This window comes from Anaerospora hongkongensis (assembly GCF_004339805.1).
GTDB lineage: Bacteria > Bacillota > Negativicutes > Sporomusales > DSM-15969 > Anaerospora > Anaerospora hongkongensis.
In genome coordinates this window covers 119,874-137,462 of sequence record NZ_SLUI01000006.1, presented here as the reverse complement: position 1 = coordinate 137,462, position 17,589 = coordinate 119,874, and the positions used below count along the sequence as shown (strand labels likewise).

Sequence of the window (17,589 nt, the reverse complement as noted above, 5' to 3'; positions counted from 1 at the left end):
ACTCATTTGGGACTACTCCAATCACCAGTTTTAATGCTGCAGATCATCGAAGCAGCAAACCTATTGAAGTATAAATCATATTATTTCTATAATCCCAATCCCAGATCGCAGTACAAACTCTACTCGCACCAGATCTATTACTTTTACCTGCTCTATCAACATTCCGAAGAGATCTTCGTCAAATTCCCCTATCGTATCCATGGACCGCAATGCCTCAGTTATATCCCTCATTCTGCCAAGGGTTTCCTGCCGTGAGATTTCCGCCACCGTAACACTCGACCGCTTGGTTTTCAGTTCTTCCATCCTACTTGCGATCCGGTTATACTCATCACTATAAATCGTATCATCAATCCCTGTCTTTAAATTCAGTTTGACCAGTGCGGCCAACTCCCCCTGCCGTTCCTGTAGTTCCCCGTCAATCACCGCCAGATCCACCGTACTGGTCTGCTCACGGAAAACCTTCTCGATATTCTCCAACATGCATGAAATAAGAGTATCTTTATCCGCTAACAGTCGGTTCACAACCCGTACAAAAGCCTCCTGTAATTTATCGTCATCCAGCGTTGGTAAGCTGCAACCTCTCTTTCCATCCTGGCTTCGAGTCCGGCATATCCAGACCGGCTTCTTGTATTTCCCCGTACCCCAGTATGTTCTGGTGAACTTCTTACCACATCCGCCGCAAATTATTTTCCCGGAGAAAGGATACTTGTTCGTATACCTGCTGCGGTCTTTATCTCCTCCAGCAAGCTGGCTACGACGTTCTATCTCCCGCTGCACTGCCTGAAAGGTTTCCTTAGAAATAATGGCAGGGTGGCTATTCTCGACAAAGTACTGCGGTGCCTGACCTTCGTTTTTTACTCGCTTATGCGTAAGAAAATCTACGGTAATTGTCTTTTGCAGTAAGGCATCCCCGGCGAGCTTTTCGTTTTGTAGCATCTTTTTGATAGCCGACTCATGCCAAACCGTGTTGCCGGTTGCGGTGAGAATGCCGTCAGCCTCAAGTCCTTTTTTAATTTGCCTAAGCCCCTTGCCATCTACCAAATACTCCTTAACTATCCGCTGCAAATGAGCAGCTTCCTGTTCGTCAACAATCAGTTCACCATTTTCGTCCTTGTCAAAACCCATGAATTTCTTATGATTGACGCGTACCTTGCCTTGCTGAAATCGCCGCGTAATCCCCCATCGGGTGTTTTCGCTAATAGAGCGGGACTCGTCCTGGGCAAGCGAACTCAGGATAGTCAATAATACTTCACCTTTAGCGTCTAGTGTGTCGATGTTCTCCTTCTCGAAGTACACTCCAATGCCTTTATCTTTTAGCATTCTCACATACTGCAGGCAATCTAATGTGTTACGTGCAAACCGGGAAATGGATTTGGTAATGATCATGTCAATTTTACCTAACAGACAATCATCGATCATCCGGTGAAAATCCGTGCGTTTCTTGGTGTTGGTGCCGGTAATACCTTCATCGGCGTAAATACCTGCAAACTCCCATTCCGGGCGCTTTTTAATATGCTCTTCGTAGTAACTAACCTGCGTTTCGTAGCTGCTAATCTGTTCCTCTGAATCGGTGCTGACCCGGCAGTAAGCACATACCCTCTTCTTTGCCGCTATATCAAGTCCCCGGATTACCTGCATCGGTTTGGCCGGGATTACAGAAACCACTCTACTCATACATTTCTCCTCTTTCTATTGCAACCCATGAATACCGCGTTCTTTTATAAACTGTTGCTCTATAGCCAGTCCATTTTTCAGTTCAAAAACTAAGTGCGTTGGCGTGAGCACTTTTACCCGCTCCACCAACGCACTGCATATTTCTTCATCAAACTCTTCCATTATATAAACTTGACCTTCCAGAACCGACGCAATTTCCTGCGTCCTGGCCTTAACCTCAGCCAGCCTACTGTCATCGCCGCTTAGCTCATTCTTCTGGTTGCGCAATTTTTCCAATTGTTGTTTCAGCCCATCATATTCCGTCTGAAACTCCAGAGTCTCACTGCTGTCCTTGATTTGCCTCCGAATCAGGGCTTTCATTTGCTCGCCAACTCGCTCTATTGCCAGTTCAAGCTTACGATCATGCCCGCCTATGCTCTCGATCCGCAGTCCCTTTTCCACATTGTCCAGGAAGCGCTTCAGTAGTGTATCCTTGTGTTTATAGAGCTTATTGAATGCCCGTACAAACACGGCTTTAAGCGTAATATCATCAACCGCTTTCATGGAGCAGGCAGCTTTCCCTTCCTTAAAATAAGTGCGACACTGCCAAACAATCTGCTTGGTTGGCCCATTGCAGTTCCAAGACCGCCGCGTGAAGGTCGCCCCACAGTGGTCGCAAACCAACTTGCCGCTGAAAGCATACCGATTGAGGTATTTCACTCTATCGCCCGGAAGATTTCCGTATTGCGCAGCACGTTCCGCCATCAGCTGCTGCACCAGGTCAAATTCCTCCCTAGTGATAATGGCTTCATGGTTGTTTTGCACCCGATACATTGGCAATTCGCCCCTGTTCTTTCTCTTCCGGTGTGTCAGATGATCTTCCGTAAAAGTCTTTTGCTGGACTAAGTCGCCGCAGTATTTTTCATTGGTAAGAATTCCTCGAACTACAGACGCCTGCCATTTCGCCGATCCAGTTACCGTTCGGATATTCATTGCGGTCAGTAGGTCAGCTATCGCCTCTGTGCCTTTGCCAGCAATATACTCGCGAAATATCAGTTTTACAATCCGAGCTTCGGCCGGATTAACCTGTAACTGGCCGTTTTCGTCCAGATCATAGCCTAGAAAGCGGCTGGAGATGACCACTACTTTGCCCTTTTCAAATTTCTTCCGGTAGGCCCATTTTATATTTTCGGACGTGCTGCGGCTCTCTTCCTGGGCGATAGAAGCCAGCACAGTCATTAGCAGTTCACTCTCGGCGCTTAATGTATTGATGTTTTCGCGTTCAAAGAACACTGCCACACCTAGCTCTTTTAGATAGCGAACGATTTCCAGGCAGTCTGCCGTATTGCGGACAAACCGGGAAATAGACTTGGTGATGATTAAATTAATCTGTCCGGCTTGGGCGTCTCTAACCATCCGGTTAAATTCGGTTCTCCCCTCTTTTTTCGTGCCGGTGATGCCACCGTCCGCATAAATGCCGGCAAAATCCCACTCGGACTTTTGCTGAATGTACCCGGTATAGTAGGCAACCTGATTTTCATAGGAATCCATCTGTTCAGAGGATGCTGAACTAACCCGGCAATAGGCGCATACCTTGAGTTTAGCTCCTAACGGCGCTTCAGACATTGCTGCATTTGTTTTGGGGAAAATGGTCAGAACCTTCTTCATCACTTGCACCTCCTTTTTTCCTGTATAGAAAAAACCGCCCACAGGCGGTCATGTGATTATCGCCAGCAAAACATGAGCTGGCCATTATTCGATTCGATAATGTCGGCAATTTCTGCAACAGTCATCACCGCAATCTTTCTTTCAGCAATCCCTTCAATAAAGACAGCGGCATCCGGCTGTGCACCGTTTTTCACTTCCTCCGCCATTTCATACCATTCGCTGGTTGGCGAGAGCCGACAATAGATGCATATTGGAGGCTGAGCCTTTAACGGCACATCATTCGTTACGGGCTTGTCCTGGGATACTCTTTTCACTTTTAGGGCACCTCCTTTCGTCAGTGTGATGTTAGCTCTGTTATTGCCTCAAAGCAAGTTAATCCTGATGCGGAAACATATTAATTTTGATAAAAAAATAAGGCTTGGAGCAATCACCAAGCCGTCGTATCATTGATGGTCCATATTGCTTTCTTCCTGTACCAGCCGAATAACCAGTTCCATCTCCCCTTGTTCCACTTCAACATGGCTCCCGGTTTTAAATCCTAGACGCAACAGCCACTGTCCTTGCAGTATGATGCAGGGTACATTTGGTTTAGAATACGCCACAGATGAATAGATTTTTAATATACGTTTGCCCACCACCAGCCCCCCTATTGTCTGGCATGTTAACTCTGTTTCTGCTATATTGCAAGTTAAATCCGGTTACTGGGCAAAACTTTTTCTGTTCTCGGCATCGATACGCTGAAACTCCACCTCGGTGATCAACCCTTTATTCAACAGTCGCTTTAACAGGTACTTGCTGATTAGATACTCCATATTTGTTTTTTCAGGTATTCCCATCATTGTCCCTCCCTTTCTTAATACAGCCAATGCCCTAGACCTTCCTATAGGACATTGGCTGTATTTCTTAATGCGGTATCGTCAGGATAACTCCCATTCTCGACTGATCTGGGCGGTCCAGGTTGGCATGCCCGTAAACTCCTAAGTACCCGGTATTACCGTAAGGAATGATAAGCGGTATCTTTGGGACATCGACCTTCCAGCTATAAGCAGCAAACACTTCCTGATAACTGCCGCCAATCTGGAATAAACGGTCGGGATAGGCTTTGATGTTATATTGATTCAAGATAACCGGCGCACTGGGGGCAATGGGCTCGTTCGGTGCTGGATCAGTACCGGCCAACGGCAAAATAGGAATACGGTCCGGGTGTTTAGGGTCGGTGACAATCGCAAATTGTCCACCAGATTTCTTCAGTTCACCCCTGATCGTCTCTTCCAATTTCGCCTCGGTAGTCTGTACCACAACATCCGGCACTTTCTCTTCACTTTTCTTAATCGCACCGGCTATAGCTTCGGCTTGCGATGGCGAAAGGGGAACTTGAGCGGCGTTTGCCGCTCTGTCCACTCCGGCCGGCGTCGCCGCCTGCTCCTGTGATTCAAGTGTAATTGGCACCGGTGGGTGCGCCCTGTTCCAAACGAGCAACCCAACCAGAAAAATGATGATGGCTAAAGCAAGACCTAAAAGCTCCCTTGCGTAGTTATCAAGCCAAGGAAGGCGGTGCAATCACAGCACCCCCAGGAGCTTGCCGATAACGGCGGCCAGCAGGACAATGACCACAAGGGTGATCGAACGGTACTTTTGGACAAAGGGCTTCAGGAATGCCTTTACTTTGTTCAGAATTACCGCTGTTCTCGTGATACTGATGGCGCTCTGCACCGGAATAAACGGTGCCGCGTCTTTGGCTAGTGGGGCCACTTTACGACCGGCGGTAGTCGTGGTTTTGTTAGTTTTATTGAATTTCATAGGGGTAACCTCCTCAAATAAAATAAACGCCCTTTTAGGCGTCAAAGCGGGTTAAGTTATTGGCGCGGATCGTTGCTAACACTTTATTGGCATAATTCGGGTCGGTGGCATATTTGGCACCCATCAGCCGCACAAACTGCGTAATATCCGGCAGGGCGGCGACGGCGGGAAAGTAGCACGGCTCCTGGGTCATCAAAATGCACCAGTCGTCGCAGGCGTGCAAGAGGCTGGGGTAGTCCTGAAACTTGGCCCGGATCGTCACATAGCGGCCGCCTTCGTATTCCTGGGTAGGCAGTTCAATGTAAGGGCCGGTGCCATTCCATTTGCGGCCAAATAAATTGTATTGGCCAATGACCGACCGTCCCCAGCCGCTCTCAATGGCCCCTTGCGCGATCAGCACGCTCGCGGGCAGGTTATAGCACCTCGTCTGCGCCTGTGCCGCCGGCGCCAGCCACTCAATAAATTCATCTGGAGTCATTCATTTATTTCCCCTTTCTCGTGATCAGGCATCATACCCGGAAGAGTATTCCACTTGCTATCGACGACCCACTTTCCCCAACCAACGGCAGCGGCCGTTGCAATAGCGCCAACACCAGCCCAGCAACTGGCAAGGTCGTAATGCGCGCCGCCCTCACCGTTCCGAAAGAAAGCGTACAGGTAGACAAAAAACAGGATGAGCGTCATCGTCAGGATAACGCCCACCCAATTGCTGTACAGAAAACAAAACCATTCTTTTATCATTTGTTTAATCATTTTAATAGCACCTTTTGTATAATAACCATCACAATTCCCGTAATGATGCCGGTTGCACCTGCCGCTTTCCAAACTGCCATTTCCAGAGCGTGCAGCCGCTTAAAGATCACTTCATCGTTTTTCTCCAGCGTTGCAATTGCTTTGCACTGACCGCTGTGCTGCATGCAGACCCATTCGGGCTGTCCCATTCCCTCACCGCTTTCTAAAAATTTAATACTTCTGCCAGCTGAGTTGTTATTCCGTTACCTACTCCAATTCATTGTTAATAGAATAAGCGACTTTCACATCCATTTTACTTTCGATATTTGCAGTCTATATTTGTACATTTACTTTGGTCGTCTAGCTTATGTCCACAAATAGGACAACGAATTGCTTTAGCCATTCAAAAATTCCTCCATTTTTGTGTCATAGGCCGCTTTCAGTCTGCTCCTTTCATTATTTAGCTCATCCATAAGAACAGAATCAATATTACGAAGGGCTATAATATACGCTTGATCATTTGCGTTGAGTAAAGGCTCAAATTCGGCGTTGAGTAGATTTATTTTTTCTTCTTTTGTTAATGGCCGGGGAATAGAGGGGTCAGTAAAATTTGTACCATCATAATCCCACCCCTCCATCACTTCCGGCCTATTTGTTACATCAACAAACAATAATGAGTGATGAAACCTATGAGAGTACATTTCTTCTAAAGTCTCATCACTTTCAAAAATCCAGTGAGCTTTATTATAAAGAATTTGTGCATATCGCATCATCGGCTGCTCCTTTTTAATCTTCTAGTACTTACCATTGGATCAGGACAAAACCCTGTGAGCCCTTGCTACCGGCTGCACCGCCGGAACCTCCACCAGCGCCACCGGCACCAAAGCCGCCCGCATTAACTGTTGGTTTTCCTGATCCCTGGCCAAAAATACAACCTCCCCCAGTACCAACCGAACCGAATAGTTCGCCAATGGTCCCTGGGCTGCCACCTGGACCGCCGGCATTCCCACTATCGGAAGTACCTGTCGCACCGCCGCCGCCAGCACAAGAAACATACGGCCCGAAAGAGGATGTGCCGCCAGCGCTCCCGGCATTCCCTCCTGCACCGACAGTAATTGTAATGACTTCCCCGGGAGTAACAGCCGTATTCTGGGCTAAAATCGCATGTGCTCCACCACCGCCGCCACCACTATGACTGTCACCTTCATTGACGTAATGACCTTGTTTTCCACCTCCGCCGCCACCACACATACTAAGCCATACTTCCTCAACGCCTTCCGGAACTGTAAACGTACCGGAATATAAAAACATCCTATAGCCACGAGAGGGAGTAGCTGGAATGTCCGCGCTAAGAATGCCGCTGCTGTTAATGGAAAGACCTGAACCGGCTATAATTCCCCCTATTGTCGTTGTAGTCGCAATGGGCGGGATAAAAGTCATAGGTTTCCCGGTAATGCCGCTCCAAGCTACAGCCAAAGCGGTTGTGGCAGTTGTGGCGGTTACCGCATTTCCTGTGATACTGGCGGGCAAGTTTCCGTTAGCATCCAGTCTGAGGATTTTATTCGCTGTAGGAACAGTGACGATTTCAGAGAACGGAACTCTAGTTGCTATTTGGGCATCTACAAATTCCTTGTTGGTATAGGTTTTATTCAGGTCGGCGATTAGCACCCAGGTAGGCGTTAAATTCTTTAATTCAAAAACCTGATTTAAATCGGTTCGAAAACAAAGCATCCCGACTTCCATATTGGTAGTCGGGAAGGCTGTGCCGCTGCTGCACGACATGATGGTACGGTCATTGTTTAAGATTTCCGTCCGGCTATCGGTCAGCGTTTGCGTGCCGGCAATAGGAACGAATTGTTGCATGCTAGCCCTCCTTAGTATCCGTCGGCAGACCAAATAATGTCACCGGCAATAAGACCGCCGCTCATATCATTGATCTGAACGTAAAAGCCGACCTCCGTAATGTGCGTGACATCAGGCGTCCCACCACCGCCGCCCCGAAGCTGGACCAGAACCTGTGGCGGCGCATAAAACCGGCGCTGAAACGGGATAAAGGTATTCGCCGCCGGAATGGTACAGGTTCCGCTATCTGTCTGATCCGGCACATCCACCGTCAGCCGCCAGTCAGTAACTCGTGGTCTGCCGGTGGTCAGTGGCCCTTTAAGAACAAGGGCAATCAGCGCTTTCCGATACTCCAGCTCGCCAGGGACAAAGGTCGTGAACGGCGAATACCCTACGGGCGAGTTCAGCTTTAAAAACTCGTCCAGCGACAAATCACCCGTGCTAAAGGCAAGGTCACTCACGACAGCATTAGCGCTCCGCAGGTAGGTTTCGACCGCCTGAATGGCCTCAAAAAATGCCGTTATCTGGTCTTTACTGTGGGCATCCGCCATAGCAAAAGACTCCGCTAGCACCCGCTCGAAGGAGCTTTGGGTTGCTGCGGAGTCTTGGGTTTGCCAGACCTCCCATACCTTCTTTATGGTTTCCATCACCCAGACCTCAGAAACGGCTAATGTCTCAGTGAAGGGCTTGGTTACAGCACTGGCTAGGCCCTCGCTAAGAAGAGCACTCTCAAACACCAGGTAGTGAAAATCAACAGTTTCCTGATCCTCTTCATCCGTATTCCAATCCTCAGTTATAGTCCGAAGCATATTCCATACGGGCGGTCTGTCCGCCGTTTGCCAGAATTCCCGGCTGTCTATTGTTGCCAGCCGGGCGGTAACTTCCCCGGTCATCCACCCTTCTTGCTCTAGCTTCACGGCTATTTTCGTCAGCACTTCTGCTAACGTCCAGCTTTCCAGGCACATTTTGATGGAGCTTTGCGCTAAGGTATCTGTCATAGCCCAGCCTTCCGCTTGGGATATGAATGCGGCTTTTTCCAGTATCTCAGCCACTCCCCAGCTTTCCGCAAGCTTTACCTGCGCCAGCCAGACATCACTCCACTGTTCGCTTACCTGCCAGGCTTCCAGTATGAAGCGGGCAAGCGCTTGCGACCAAGCCTCCGCCATCTGCCAGCCTTCCCGCGACATTAACTGATACTGCTGTTGCCAAGCTTTCCCGGTTGCCCAGCCTTCGCCCACGCGCAGGGTATATACCATGGGTTTGGCCTCATCCCATGTTTTTCCGCCGTCAGGAGCGTCCCAGGTAAATCGGGCCGTATCCCAGGAATAGGCGCTGCCCGGTAAGGAAGATATGTCAATCGTTGTGACGTATGCCATTTGCTCTTCCTCCCTGTCTCGAACTAGCTCAATGTAAACTGGAATTGCGCAGTCAAGGTGTCATTCTCGCCCTTGTTAATCACATTAAAGAGCACTCGGTCCAGCATGGTTCCCGCACTGGACGCATTAAAAACACCAGCCTCCGTGATCGCACCAGTGGCGGCGCCGGGTCCAAAGGTAGAACTGAACGTCATAACCTGCGTCCCGGCCACATGTGCGTATGTAGCGGCCTGGCGGGCAATTTCGCTAACCAGCGCCGTTTGGCCGATTGCAGGGGCGGTCGCGCCCGTTCCCAGGGCGATATAGCCAAACGCGGACGGCCGACCGCTGGTCTTGCCCAAGCTGTCGCAGATGGCGTCAAAGCCGCTGCTCACGATAATGTTATCCTTGCGGCACACCTCCACCGCTCCATCCGCTTTGCGAAGAGTGAGGGTCAAGCTGCCTGTTACTTGTACATTCTTAACTTCCATGAGGACCTCCTGATTGTTAATTGCATTTTGGATATAAAAAAGCGGCCGTGAAGTTTCCCATAGGCCCATAAGCTCCTCGGAGCTTCCCGCCGCATTCGCGCTGAATGAATACACATACAGTTTTCTTGTCGTTTCGGTTTGCACAATGCCCACTGTCAGCCAGTCCATATCCATATAGTCCACGGCCACTTCATTTCGATGGCCGAACTGGTCCTCCAGGTAAAACACATCTTTCCTGACATCATAGCCCGCCATCAGGTGACCTTCCGGCCCCACCAGCGTTAGGTACACCGAGTTATCCACTATCGGTTCAGCCAGGCTCACGTAAAAGACTACATTATATAAAGAAGGAATGTGAATATCCCAGGAGATCTGCGTGGTGTCCTGAATCACAGCTCCCTGCCGAAACGGGCCGCTATCAAAAGTTACGTTTGCGGCTTGTCGCGCCAGTGTGCCCCGGTCGCCGTTTACGGCACCGTCCAACGGAATGGACTCGATAATAGTTGCCGGTATGCCCTTAAATAGCGAAATCCGGTGTTCAAGTGTAATGCCAGTGATATCCCCGTCCGGTTCCCAGGGCGTTTGGGCCTCTACATTATCCCAGGTGAAATGAGCGCTTTCCCAAGTGATGCCGGTATGCTCCACACCAATCATGTCGGCCAGGATGGTATTGCGTGCCGTAAATGACTTGGGGAGGTTGACTTCAACAATGTGTTGGCCTCGAACCGCGCCGTCGGCAAGTTGCAAGCCGCCGTCCCTCACGTAGACGTTAAACATCGCTCCGGTCCAGCCGTTAGCTACCTGGTCTATGGTGACGATAGCGTTCCGGTTGCCAGCATCCATAATGATCACACGGGCATTCACGGCATTGATGCTGTAGTTGCCGTATCCGTCGACGGCTTTGAGCCAAAAATTATGGTCTCCCGGTGTTGGAAACAAACAGTTGTAATAGGGGCTGGTTGTTTTGCCGATACGCTGCCCCACATTCCAGTTGGCTCCCCGCCGGATTTCATAGGTGTATGTCGTTCCGGTCCCGGCAATAGCCTGCCAGCGAAAATCCAAATGGTCTCCAATCCGCACAACGTCAAAGCCGGTAACATCGGGCGGCACGGCAAACGAGGCCAGGACGGTGGCCGGAGCGACCGACGCATTGCCACTAGTGTCGATAGCCACGATATGAAAGGCAACTATTCCCGCCTGACCAATCGGCACAAACAGGCTAGTACTCATAATCCGCTCGGCAATCAAAACGCTGGCGGCCATAGCGGCACCGTTCATGCCCTGGTATATGTTATAGCCATCCAGATCCATTTCAGTATTAGCTCGCCACGAAAGCAAAAAGCCGCCGGTTACTTCCCGGTAGGCAAAGCCAGCCACGTTTGCTGGAGGCGTAGTTTTGCCGCTAATATACAGAGACTCGGACACAATTCCGGGTGAAACCATACCGATGTCATTGGTTGTCGAAACCTTTACCACATAGGTGGTTAGCGCCTTCACTCCCGTAATGGTGGTGCCGGCCGAACGGATGCCGGATTCCCACAGCAACCAGTTACCGCCAACGCCTTCGCTATACCAGACGGAATATCCCTGTACATAGCCACTGGGAACAGGCCAGGAAACATGAATCACGGAAACCATGCCTCCGTCCGGCTGCAGATAGGTTTCCTGATTGACGCTTACCACGCTGACTTCCACCAGCGAGCGCTCATAACCGCTATACTGCAAGATCGGAGCATCAATGGTTTCCTCATACACCGCCGCAATGTACTCGATGCCGGTGATCTTCACCTTCTGATCGCCACTCTTGGCAATGTTTACGATTTTAAATGGCTTCGTGACAACATTGGAGCTGCCAAATGCGTAAATGTCATATTTCTCAGGCATGACCGGAAACGGCGTCGTTACCGTCAAGGTATTTGTGATGATGTTCTGGGCGTAGCCCTTTACGGGAACCTGGATAATCTGGTCGGTGTATAGCCGGATTTTGATGGCGTAAGACCTGCCCGCCAGCAGCGTAACCTCTTTATCCAATGTAACGGTGGTTTCAGTGGCGCTGACAATCCGGCCGCCCGCATCGCCCCACTTGGGAATATCGTGCTGCAAGTCGATCACATCGCCCAGCACGCAGGCCATGGCGTCGATATCGGCATCCCAATGCTCTGTGCGGATTAAATACTGATTGCATCGTGACAGATAGGCAGCCTCGGTATAGGCGTGCTTGTAATCGGTAATGCCGTAGTAGGTGGTTTGCACCGGATTGGCCGCCAGGGCAGTCGATTCATAGTTCGGGCCGTAATAAATGGCCTGGTCGGAGGAATAGTCTTTGTCTTTGTTATAGAAAGTGACTTCCACACTGGTGGCTCGGTCTTTGGTACTTTGGAACTCGCCCTTGAAGGACTTCGCTGTGATGTTGCCGACCGTGAACAGTTGAACCGGCTCGCTTGGCCGGTCGCAAATGCAGGAATACAGAGTGCCCTTGGGGATAATTACACCCCGGCCCACGATGGAAAACCGCGCCAGGGCATCCCAGAAGCTTAAGTTTTCCGATAAATAAATATTGAGACTGAAACGGTAATCGCCGTCCACCCACTGCTGATCGGCATAGGCCGCTGCAGCGGCAAAGGCGCTGTAGTCAATCCGGCTGGTCGGGTTACCGTCGACGCAGTACTCATACTGGCCGTTATTTATGTTCATGAGATACTTGCACTGATGGATAAGGTCGTAACTGGCCCAGAACGGGTTAGAAGCACGCCGTTGCTCATACTGGCTGGTGTCGGGATTCCAGACGTAAACGGTCAAGCGTGTCTGTTCCCAGGTTACAACAGGATCGGAATTGCTAAGTTGATTGGTGGCCAAGGCTCTAATGCCCACCAGAACGCGGTTCGGATAGGCAAAGTCGTCATAAAGGATGGTCGACAGCATGGTCCAAAACACCCGTGTAAGATCTCGCGTTGATGTGCCGGACTTCCTGGCGCAACGCACCCGCACCACGTACTGTCCCGGCGGTAGGTTGTCCAGCCGGTAGGTTGTCCAGATTGATGTATTTTTGGAGTCGCTTGTGGTGCCGCCACTCTCTAGCGGCCACTCTTGCCAAGCACCGTATCCCGCCCGCCGATACTGAGCCGCCACTGTTACCGAGGCCGTTCCCAGGCCGCCATCATCCTTGACGCGGGCCAGACCGTACGGAAACTGTACGGTAATCTGCAGCCCCTGCACAGCGGTCCCAACTGTCTGCTCGGTGGCCCAGTCTCCCTCGGTGTTCAGCTCGTAGCCAAGCTGATAATCGGTAATGGTATCATTGAAATTGGCAATGGGAGGCTGGTCGTTCGTTCCCAGACGGATGTCGTAAGTAACATGCAAATAATTGCCGATGGGATTACCGTCGATAAAAATGTTGTCAATGGAATCGACCGGGCCTTCGCCGCCGGAATATAAGAGGTTTAAATACTGATTACTCCCGTCCGACGTGACATGCCGGGCCAGAAGAACCGGGGCCACCCGCACCGTGCCATAGGTTTTGGCCACCGGCGTGCCCGGCCTGTCGGTAGGGCGCGGGCCGCCCCAGCCGTAGGTGCTGGATTGCTGCTGCTCTTCCTGTTTCGGCGGCGGCAGAATAGCATTGGCGATACGGCCGCCGACGTATTGGCCAACGGCAGTGAAGACCGATTTCCAGAAAGAATTGCCACCCAACTTCCCGAACACGCCGCCGACATAACTCATAAGGGCTACGCTGACAATCGCCCGAAAAAAATTTGACAACCCCTTGTCCAGCATGGGGTGCACTACTACGTTATCCTCATCGCCTGGAACCAGAGTGCTCCATTCTTCTTTTTCCAACAAATGTCCGTTCACACTGACAGTAAAGTCCGTGTTCGGCCACTCCCGGAGGATGGGCATAATATGCTCGGCGATCGTTGCCTTGGTATTTATATGCCATATATCCCTCTTATCCGGCGCAATGGGATTGCGGACAAAAATTAGCTTCATGACAACCACCCCGGTAGGTAATAGCCTTCAATCCGCTTCTTCCAAAAGATGTGATTGATTGGGACAATAGTCACGCCGCCCGCCTCGTGAGCGTGAATGAATCTCCCGCCACCAAGGTAAACGCCAACGTGATCGCAGATTCCGGCAGTGGTAAACACCATCAGTGCAGGCACTGAAATCTCTCCGGCACACCGCACCCACTGTTCACGATTTGAGGTAACCCCGCCGGCGACCGAAGCGCAAGCGGCGCGATAATCCGGCAACAAGATTCCGAACCGGCGAAACACCTCGACGGCCAGTCCCCAGCAGCAGTAAGAGTCCGGTCCCATGGCATCGTCGCGGAAGGGTTTTCCCACCAGGTCAGATATTCGATGCATAAAATCCCCCCATTCCCGGACAGCCACCAAACCGAAGGGAGTTGCCACGCTGCTTGCAGTCGGCCAGCGTATGGTGGCAGGCCGGATACCTAGCCAGTGTCACCGCTGGCACGCCGCATTTGATGCTACCATACTTCCAGCAGCAAAAATCCGGCAAATAGCGGTCAGCAAGTGCCCGGAAAAACAACCAGAAATCCGAGCCGAGGGTAAAGGTAACCCACTCTTCATCATAGGCCGTTTTTTGAATCGTAAACTGTTCTTCGATCTCCGGCACCGAAGCATTGAGATGCGCCGCATGGACTAGTCGAATGATGACGGTGCAATCAGTCAAGCCATTGTATTCCTCTAGGTAGGCTTGGACGGCACCAGAAACATTAGATACTTGAATAGTAATGGTCGACATGGCCTTCATGTCCTGGGTGTTATCTGACAGCAGCATGGGAATGGGTTCCCAGGAAACACCGTTCCAGGTTACCGTCTCGTTGTTCTTCGCCAGATGAGCGCTCTCGCCGTTCGGCAACTGAAGCTCTACCAGCACGATCCACGGTAGGTCACTCGCGAGCTTGTTTTTTTCAATTAGTCCGGCGCTCGAAAACGCTAACGGCATAGTCTCACGCCTCCATGATCGCGATTTCCACGTGCCAAAAGCCCGGTGATACCATGCTGGCCTTGGGCACAGCAGTAAACTGCATGTTCACCTGCCGGCTGGTAATCGGGTCGGTCCAAACAAAGATATGGGCGTAATTGGCCTGGACGAAAGCCTTAAATTGCTGGTAATCCGCATGCGGCATGGCTGGCCAGGTATAGGCGCCACCCATTTGCGTCCGGGTATAGCGAGGACGGCTGACTGTATAGCCGCCGTCCGTCGGAGAAGATATTTTGTTATCAGGAAATAAATCGTCCGCTGGAAAGGCCGGCGGCTGAATAGCAGGAAACATTGGATAGCTCATTTAACCCCTCCCAAAAAAGAAGTCCCGCGAACCGGCCACGTTGTTCTGCACGCCGTCGATCACCATCTGGACCAGCATCGATTGTGTTGCCGGATCAAAGGACGCCTGCTGAGAAACCTGCACTTGCTGGCCGGTTTTATTGATGACTGTGACGTTAACTTTGGGAGCGGCAGATCCGGCGCTTGGCGTTAAGAGGGCCTGGGTTTGGCTGGCGGTGTAAATATGGGCAGGGTTGCCGAAGTAGGCCAGCTCGGGGCCTTCCTCTCCGACAATAGACCAGCCGCCGGGATTATAGCCCCCGGCTGCGAACGTCTGGATCGGGTCGACCTCTGCCTTGCTAGGGATAGAGCTTAACTGTTTAGATGAACCTCCTGCAGAAGCCGAAGGCGTACCTGCCGTGGGCACTCCCAATATCTGCCCAAATAACTGCTGCAGCGGCCCCATGATATATTTATCTGACCACATTTTCAGAAACATCTTTTCAATGCTCTCAACCATATCTTTAAAGAAATTTTCCAACGCTTTGGTAGCGCTCTCTCCTTCAAAGGCCATCTTGTTCAGATTGTCCTGAGCGCTCGCATAGACTTGGTCCCAGGTTTGTTCTATGGTTTGGGCATAATTAGTCTGCCGGTTTTCGATATTGCGAAAAGCAGCGGAGAACGCCGTGTCGTAGTTCATGGCATCCAGCTCATATTGCTGGTTCATGGCATCGTTCAGGCTCTTTTGAAGAGCCAGTCGCTGTTCGGTATTCAAGGTTGTTTCCTGCAGCTTTTGCTGCAGATAGGCGATTTCAGCGGCTAAATCCTCTTGCCGTAAGGCGTCAGCCTGCTGTCGGGTCTTGCCTTCCAGATTGATCAAGAGGGAGTTATAAGTCAGAGCGTCTTGATATTCTTTCAACTTCGCGTCCGTTTTGGCTGTGTCGCGCTTCTGAAGCGCGAGGTTCTGCTGCCCCTTCGCCCACGCCTCTACTTCCGTCTTGGCTTCCTGGTCATTGTCATCCACCGCGATAGCCTTGAGGCGCGCTTCTTTTTCCCTGGCGATTTTGTCCAGTTCAATCTGGTACTCGATATCGGCCTGAGCCTGTTTATCATTGATAAGCTGAGCACCAATCAGAGCGGTTTGATTCTTAATATCCGTCCACGCCTGCTGCCATACCTCACGAACCTTGCCGGCGGCCTTCTCTTGGTAGAGAGTAATTTTTTCCGCCAGGCCCGAAGTATCGCCACCGGCACTGGCAATCTGCGCAGCCTGATTTTGCATGCGGGTGACTTCTGCCGTAATCTTGGCCATACCGGACTCATGGGCAGTGCCGCTGTTCTCCATGATGCGGCGCTCCAGGTCGGTCATAAGCTGCTGGGCCTGCGCGTTGGCCCGTTCGAGTTTTTCGGCGGCCACTTCAGCAGCCTGGGCGGCAGCGCTGGTGTCGATGTAGGGAGGCGCCAAAACGGTCGGCTGCTCCTTCAGCTTGTTCAGATCGTCAAGGAGCTTCTGCGCATTATACTGGGCTGGATCAAGCTCGTATTTTTTCTGTTCTTCGAGTTCGGCGTCTGAAAGCGGCTGCAGGCGGGTGCCCTTAAAGGTCATACCTAACAGATTGGGAGGCGTTTCCGATTCGACTTCCTTGTAATACTGCCCGTTAATCTTTTTAACAACTGCTTTCGGGTTATAGCTCGCCACCTTATTTTGCAGGCTAAAGTAATCCATGGCGCCCTTGATCGCCAGACCGATGGCGGCTATGGCAACACCCCATGGCCCCAATAGGGACGCGCCGAAGGCGGGAGCAAACGCGGCGATGCCTTTCGCCCCAATGAGATAAGCGCTAAATTCGCCGGTAGCGATTATGGTAAGGCCAATAGCTCTTTGCATTTCGGGCGATAAGACACGATAGCGGTCGCTTATGGCCTTTAAGGTACTCACCTTATCCTGCAGCACCGGCAGCAATGAATTGCCAATTTGGACGGCAAGCGTTGTACCGATACCGATGACCGACCGCATCTCCCGGGTCAGCTTGCGCCAGCCATCTACCGTCTCATTGCTGACAATAAGGCCGCTCTCTCTGGCCTTTTCCGTAATCGTCTCGATTTCTTGCCGGGACAGGCTGAGCATGCCGGCAACCTTCAGGCCTGTCTCGCCAAACAGGTCCATGGCGACACGGTCCTTGTCGGCTCCGTCGGCCATGTTCCGCATTTTATCGGCGATCATTGTAAAGACCTCACTGACATTTTTGTTGTTGATCTGGTCAAATGACAACCCCAGGCGCGAGAAAATATCGTCGGATCGTTTGCCCTCGACAGCGGCCTTTTGCATTTGGTCCTTGGCGGCCGATACCGCTTTGCCTAGCTTGGCAAAATAGCCGGCAGCCTCGTCGATGGAGACGCCGGCATATTTGCCGATGGCCAACAGCTTACTGGCATCTTCCGCCGTACCGCCGATCACCCTGCGCAGATTAAATACCGCATCAGACCAGCTTTGGGCGGCAGATACAATGGACGCGCCAATGCCCACCATGCCAAAATTGGCAATCAAGCCTTTGATACTGCCGATGGAACTGATCATGTTGTCCTTAAGACCGATGACCGCCGCCTGGGCCTTGGCAATATCTTTGGTCGACTTATCCATGGCGGCGCTGACGCTGTCGCCCATCCGCCCTGAGTTGTCGCCAATCGTCTTAAACACACTGGACGCGGAATCCATCGCCTGGATAATGATTTGTACAATATTACTGGCCGCCATG

The 17,589-nt window shown here is 51.3% G+C and carries 18 protein-coding genes; all 18 read right to left on the bottom strand.

Annotation, left to right across the window (positions count from 1 at the left end; translation table 11 throughout):
* Window positions 1-75: 75 nt before the first annotated feature.
* Complete coding sequence (locus EV210_RS10310; RefSeq protein WP_132079575.1) at window positions 76-1,674, bottom strand: recombinase family protein; 1,599 nt, start codon at window positions 1,672-1,674, stop codon at window positions 76-78.
* 15 nt (window positions 1,675-1,689) lie between these two features.
* Entirely contained in the window at window positions 1,690-3,321 is a 1,632-nt protein-coding gene (locus EV210_RS10305; protein WP_243650520.1) for a recombinase family protein, read from the bottom strand.
* Between the two features lie 56 nt (window positions 3,322-3,377).
* A complete protein-coding gene (locus tag EV210_RS10300) occupies window positions 3,378-3,635 on the bottom strand; it encodes a hypothetical protein (RefSeq protein ID WP_132079570.1) in 258 nt (85 codons plus the stop codon).
* Between the two features lie 129 nt (window positions 3,636-3,764).
* On the bottom strand, window positions 3,765-3,956 hold the full coding sequence (locus EV210_RS10295) for a SymE family type I addiction module toxin (RefSeq protein ID WP_165898865.1): 192 nt from the start codon (window positions 3,954-3,956) through the stop codon (window positions 3,765-3,767).
* A gap of 63 nt (window positions 3,957-4,019) precedes the next feature.
* Complete coding sequence (locus tag EV210_RS22625) at window positions 4,020-4,160, bottom strand: SHOCT domain-containing protein (RefSeq protein WP_165898864.1); 141 nt, start codon at window positions 4,158-4,160, stop codon at window positions 4,020-4,022.
* 64 nt (window positions 4,161-4,224) lie between these two features.
* On the bottom strand, window positions 4,225-4,770 hold the full coding sequence (locus EV210_RS10290) for a hypothetical protein (RefSeq protein ID WP_132079564.1): 546 nt from the start codon (window positions 4,768-4,770) through the stop codon (window positions 4,225-4,227).
* Window positions 4,771-4,881: 111 nt separating this feature from the next.
* Entirely contained in the window at window positions 4,882-5,121 is a 240-nt protein-coding gene (locus tag EV210_RS10285; RefSeq protein ID WP_132079561.1) for a hypothetical protein, read from the bottom strand.
* Window positions 5,122-5,155: 34 nt separating this feature from the next.
* Window positions 5,156-5,599, bottom strand: coding sequence for a glycoside hydrolase family 73 protein (locus EV210_RS10280; protein WP_132079558.1), 444 nt, complete (start codon window positions 5,597-5,599; stop codon window positions 5,156-5,158).
* The gene (locus EV210_RS10275) at window positions 5,596-5,874 is read right to left on the bottom strand and encodes a hypothetical protein (RefSeq protein WP_132079555.1); all 279 of its coding nucleotides are present in this window, start codon (window positions 5,872-5,874) and stop codon (window positions 5,596-5,598) included. Before EV210_RS10275 ends, EV210_RS10280 begins: the two co-directional genes overlap by 4 nt.
* Complete coding sequence (locus EV210_RS10270) at window positions 5,871-6,062, bottom strand: hypothetical protein (RefSeq protein ID WP_132079552.1); 192 nt, start codon at window positions 6,060-6,062, stop codon at window positions 5,871-5,873. Before EV210_RS10270 ends, EV210_RS10275 begins: the two co-directional genes overlap by 4 nt.
* A 186-nt stretch (window positions 6,063-6,248) precedes the next feature.
* The gene (locus tag EV210_RS10265; RefSeq protein WP_132079549.1) at window positions 6,249-6,626 is read right to left on the bottom strand and encodes a hypothetical protein; all 378 of its coding nucleotides are present in this window, start codon (window positions 6,624-6,626) and stop codon (window positions 6,249-6,251) included.
* 28 nt (window positions 6,627-6,654) lie between these two features.
* Complete coding sequence (locus EV210_RS10260; RefSeq protein WP_132079546.1) at window positions 6,655-7,716, bottom strand: glycine-rich domain-containing protein; 1,062 nt, start codon at window positions 7,714-7,716, stop codon at window positions 6,655-6,657.
* A gap of 11 nt (window positions 7,717-7,727) precedes the next feature.
* The gene (locus EV210_RS10255) at window positions 7,728-9,071 is read right to left on the bottom strand and encodes a hypothetical protein (protein ID WP_132079543.1); all 1,344 of its coding nucleotides are present in this window, start codon (window positions 9,069-9,071) and stop codon (window positions 7,728-7,730) included.
* 23 nt (window positions 9,072-9,094) lie between these two features.
* A complete protein-coding gene (locus EV210_RS10250; RefSeq protein ID WP_132079540.1) occupies window positions 9,095-13,528 on the bottom strand; it encodes a host specificity factor TipJ family phage tail protein in 4,434 nt (1,477 codons plus the stop codon).
* Window positions 13,525-13,905, bottom strand: coding sequence for an NlpC/P60 family protein (locus tag EV210_RS10245; protein ID WP_132079537.1), 381 nt, complete (start codon window positions 13,903-13,905; stop codon window positions 13,525-13,527). The genes EV210_RS10250 and EV210_RS10245 overlap by 4 nt, the downstream gene beginning before the upstream one ends.
* A complete protein-coding gene (locus EV210_RS10240; RefSeq protein WP_132079534.1) occupies window positions 13,889-14,512 on the bottom strand; it encodes a phage minor tail protein L in 624 nt (207 codons plus the stop codon). Before EV210_RS10240 ends, EV210_RS10245 begins: the two co-directional genes overlap by 17 nt.
* A 4-nt stretch (window positions 14,513-14,516) precedes the next feature.
* Window positions 14,517-14,855, bottom strand: coding sequence for a hypothetical protein (locus tag EV210_RS10235; protein WP_132079531.1), 339 nt, complete (start codon window positions 14,853-14,855; stop codon window positions 14,517-14,519).
* Window positions 14,856-17,588, bottom strand: a complete 2,733-nt coding sequence (locus EV210_RS10230; RefSeq protein ID WP_132079528.1) for a sbcc family protein — start codon at window positions 17,586-17,588, stop codon at window positions 14,856-14,858. It abuts the gene before it with no gap.
* Window position 17,589: the final 1 nt, after the last annotated feature.

What these genes read in the sequence shown, in the direction of transcription:
- EV210_RS10310 (WP_132079575.1), bottom strand. Translation starts at nt 1,674, where the DNA reads ATGAGTAGAGTGGTTTCTGTAATCCCGGCCAAACCGATGCAGGTAATC.
- EV210_RS10305 (WP_243650520.1), bottom strand. Translation starts at nt 3,321, where the DNA reads ATGAAGAAGGTTCTGACCATTTTCCCCAAAACAAATGCAGCAATGTCT.
- EV210_RS22625 (WP_165898864.1), bottom strand. Translation starts at nt 4,160, where the DNA reads ATGATGGGAATACCTGAAAAAACAAATATGGAGTATCTAATCAGCAAG.
- EV210_RS10285 (WP_132079561.1), bottom strand. Translation starts at nt 5,121, where the DNA reads ATGAAATTCAATAAAACTAACAAAACCACGACTACCGCCGGTCGTAAA.
- EV210_RS10280 (WP_132079558.1), bottom strand. Translation starts at nt 5,599, where the DNA reads ATGACTCCAGATGAATTTATTGAGTGGCTGGCGCCGGCGGCACAGGCG.
- EV210_RS10275 (WP_132079555.1), bottom strand. Translation starts at nt 5,874, where the DNA reads ATGATTAAACAAATGATAAAAGAATGGTTTTGTTTTCTGTACAGCAAT.
- EV210_RS10270 (WP_132079552.1), bottom strand. Translation starts at nt 6,062, where the DNA reads ATGGGACAGCCCGAATGGGTCTGCATGCAGCACAGCGGTCAGTGCAAA.
- EV210_RS10265 (WP_132079549.1), bottom strand. Translation starts at nt 6,626, where the DNA reads ATGATGCGATATGCACAAATTCTTTATAATAAAGCTCACTGGATTTTT.
- EV210_RS10260 (WP_132079546.1), bottom strand. Translation starts at nt 7,716, where the DNA reads ATGCAACAATTCGTTCCTATTGCCGGCACGCAAACGCTGACCGATAGC.
- EV210_RS10255 (WP_132079543.1), bottom strand. Translation starts at nt 9,071, where the DNA reads ATGGCATACGTCACAACGATTGACATATCTTCCTTACCGGGCAGCGCC.
- EV210_RS10250 (WP_132079540.1), bottom strand. Translation starts at nt 13,528, where the DNA reads ATGAAGCTAATTTTTGTCCGCAATCCCATTGCGCCGGATAAGAGGGAT.
- EV210_RS10245 (WP_132079537.1), bottom strand. Translation starts at nt 13,905, where the DNA reads ATGCATCGAATATCTGACCTGGTGGGAAAACCCTTCCGCGACGATGCC.
- EV210_RS10240 (WP_132079534.1), bottom strand. Translation starts at nt 14,512, where the DNA reads ATGCCGTTAGCGTTTTCGAGCGCCGGACTAATTGAAAAAAACAAGCTC.
- EV210_RS10235 (WP_132079531.1), bottom strand. Translation starts at nt 14,855, where the DNA reads ATGAGCTATCCAATGTTTCCTGCTATTCAGCCGCCGGCCTTTCCAGCG.
- EV210_RS10230 (WP_132079528.1), bottom strand. Translation starts at nt 17,588, where the DNA reads ATGGCGGCCAGTAATATTGTACAAATCATTATCCAGGCGATGGATTCC.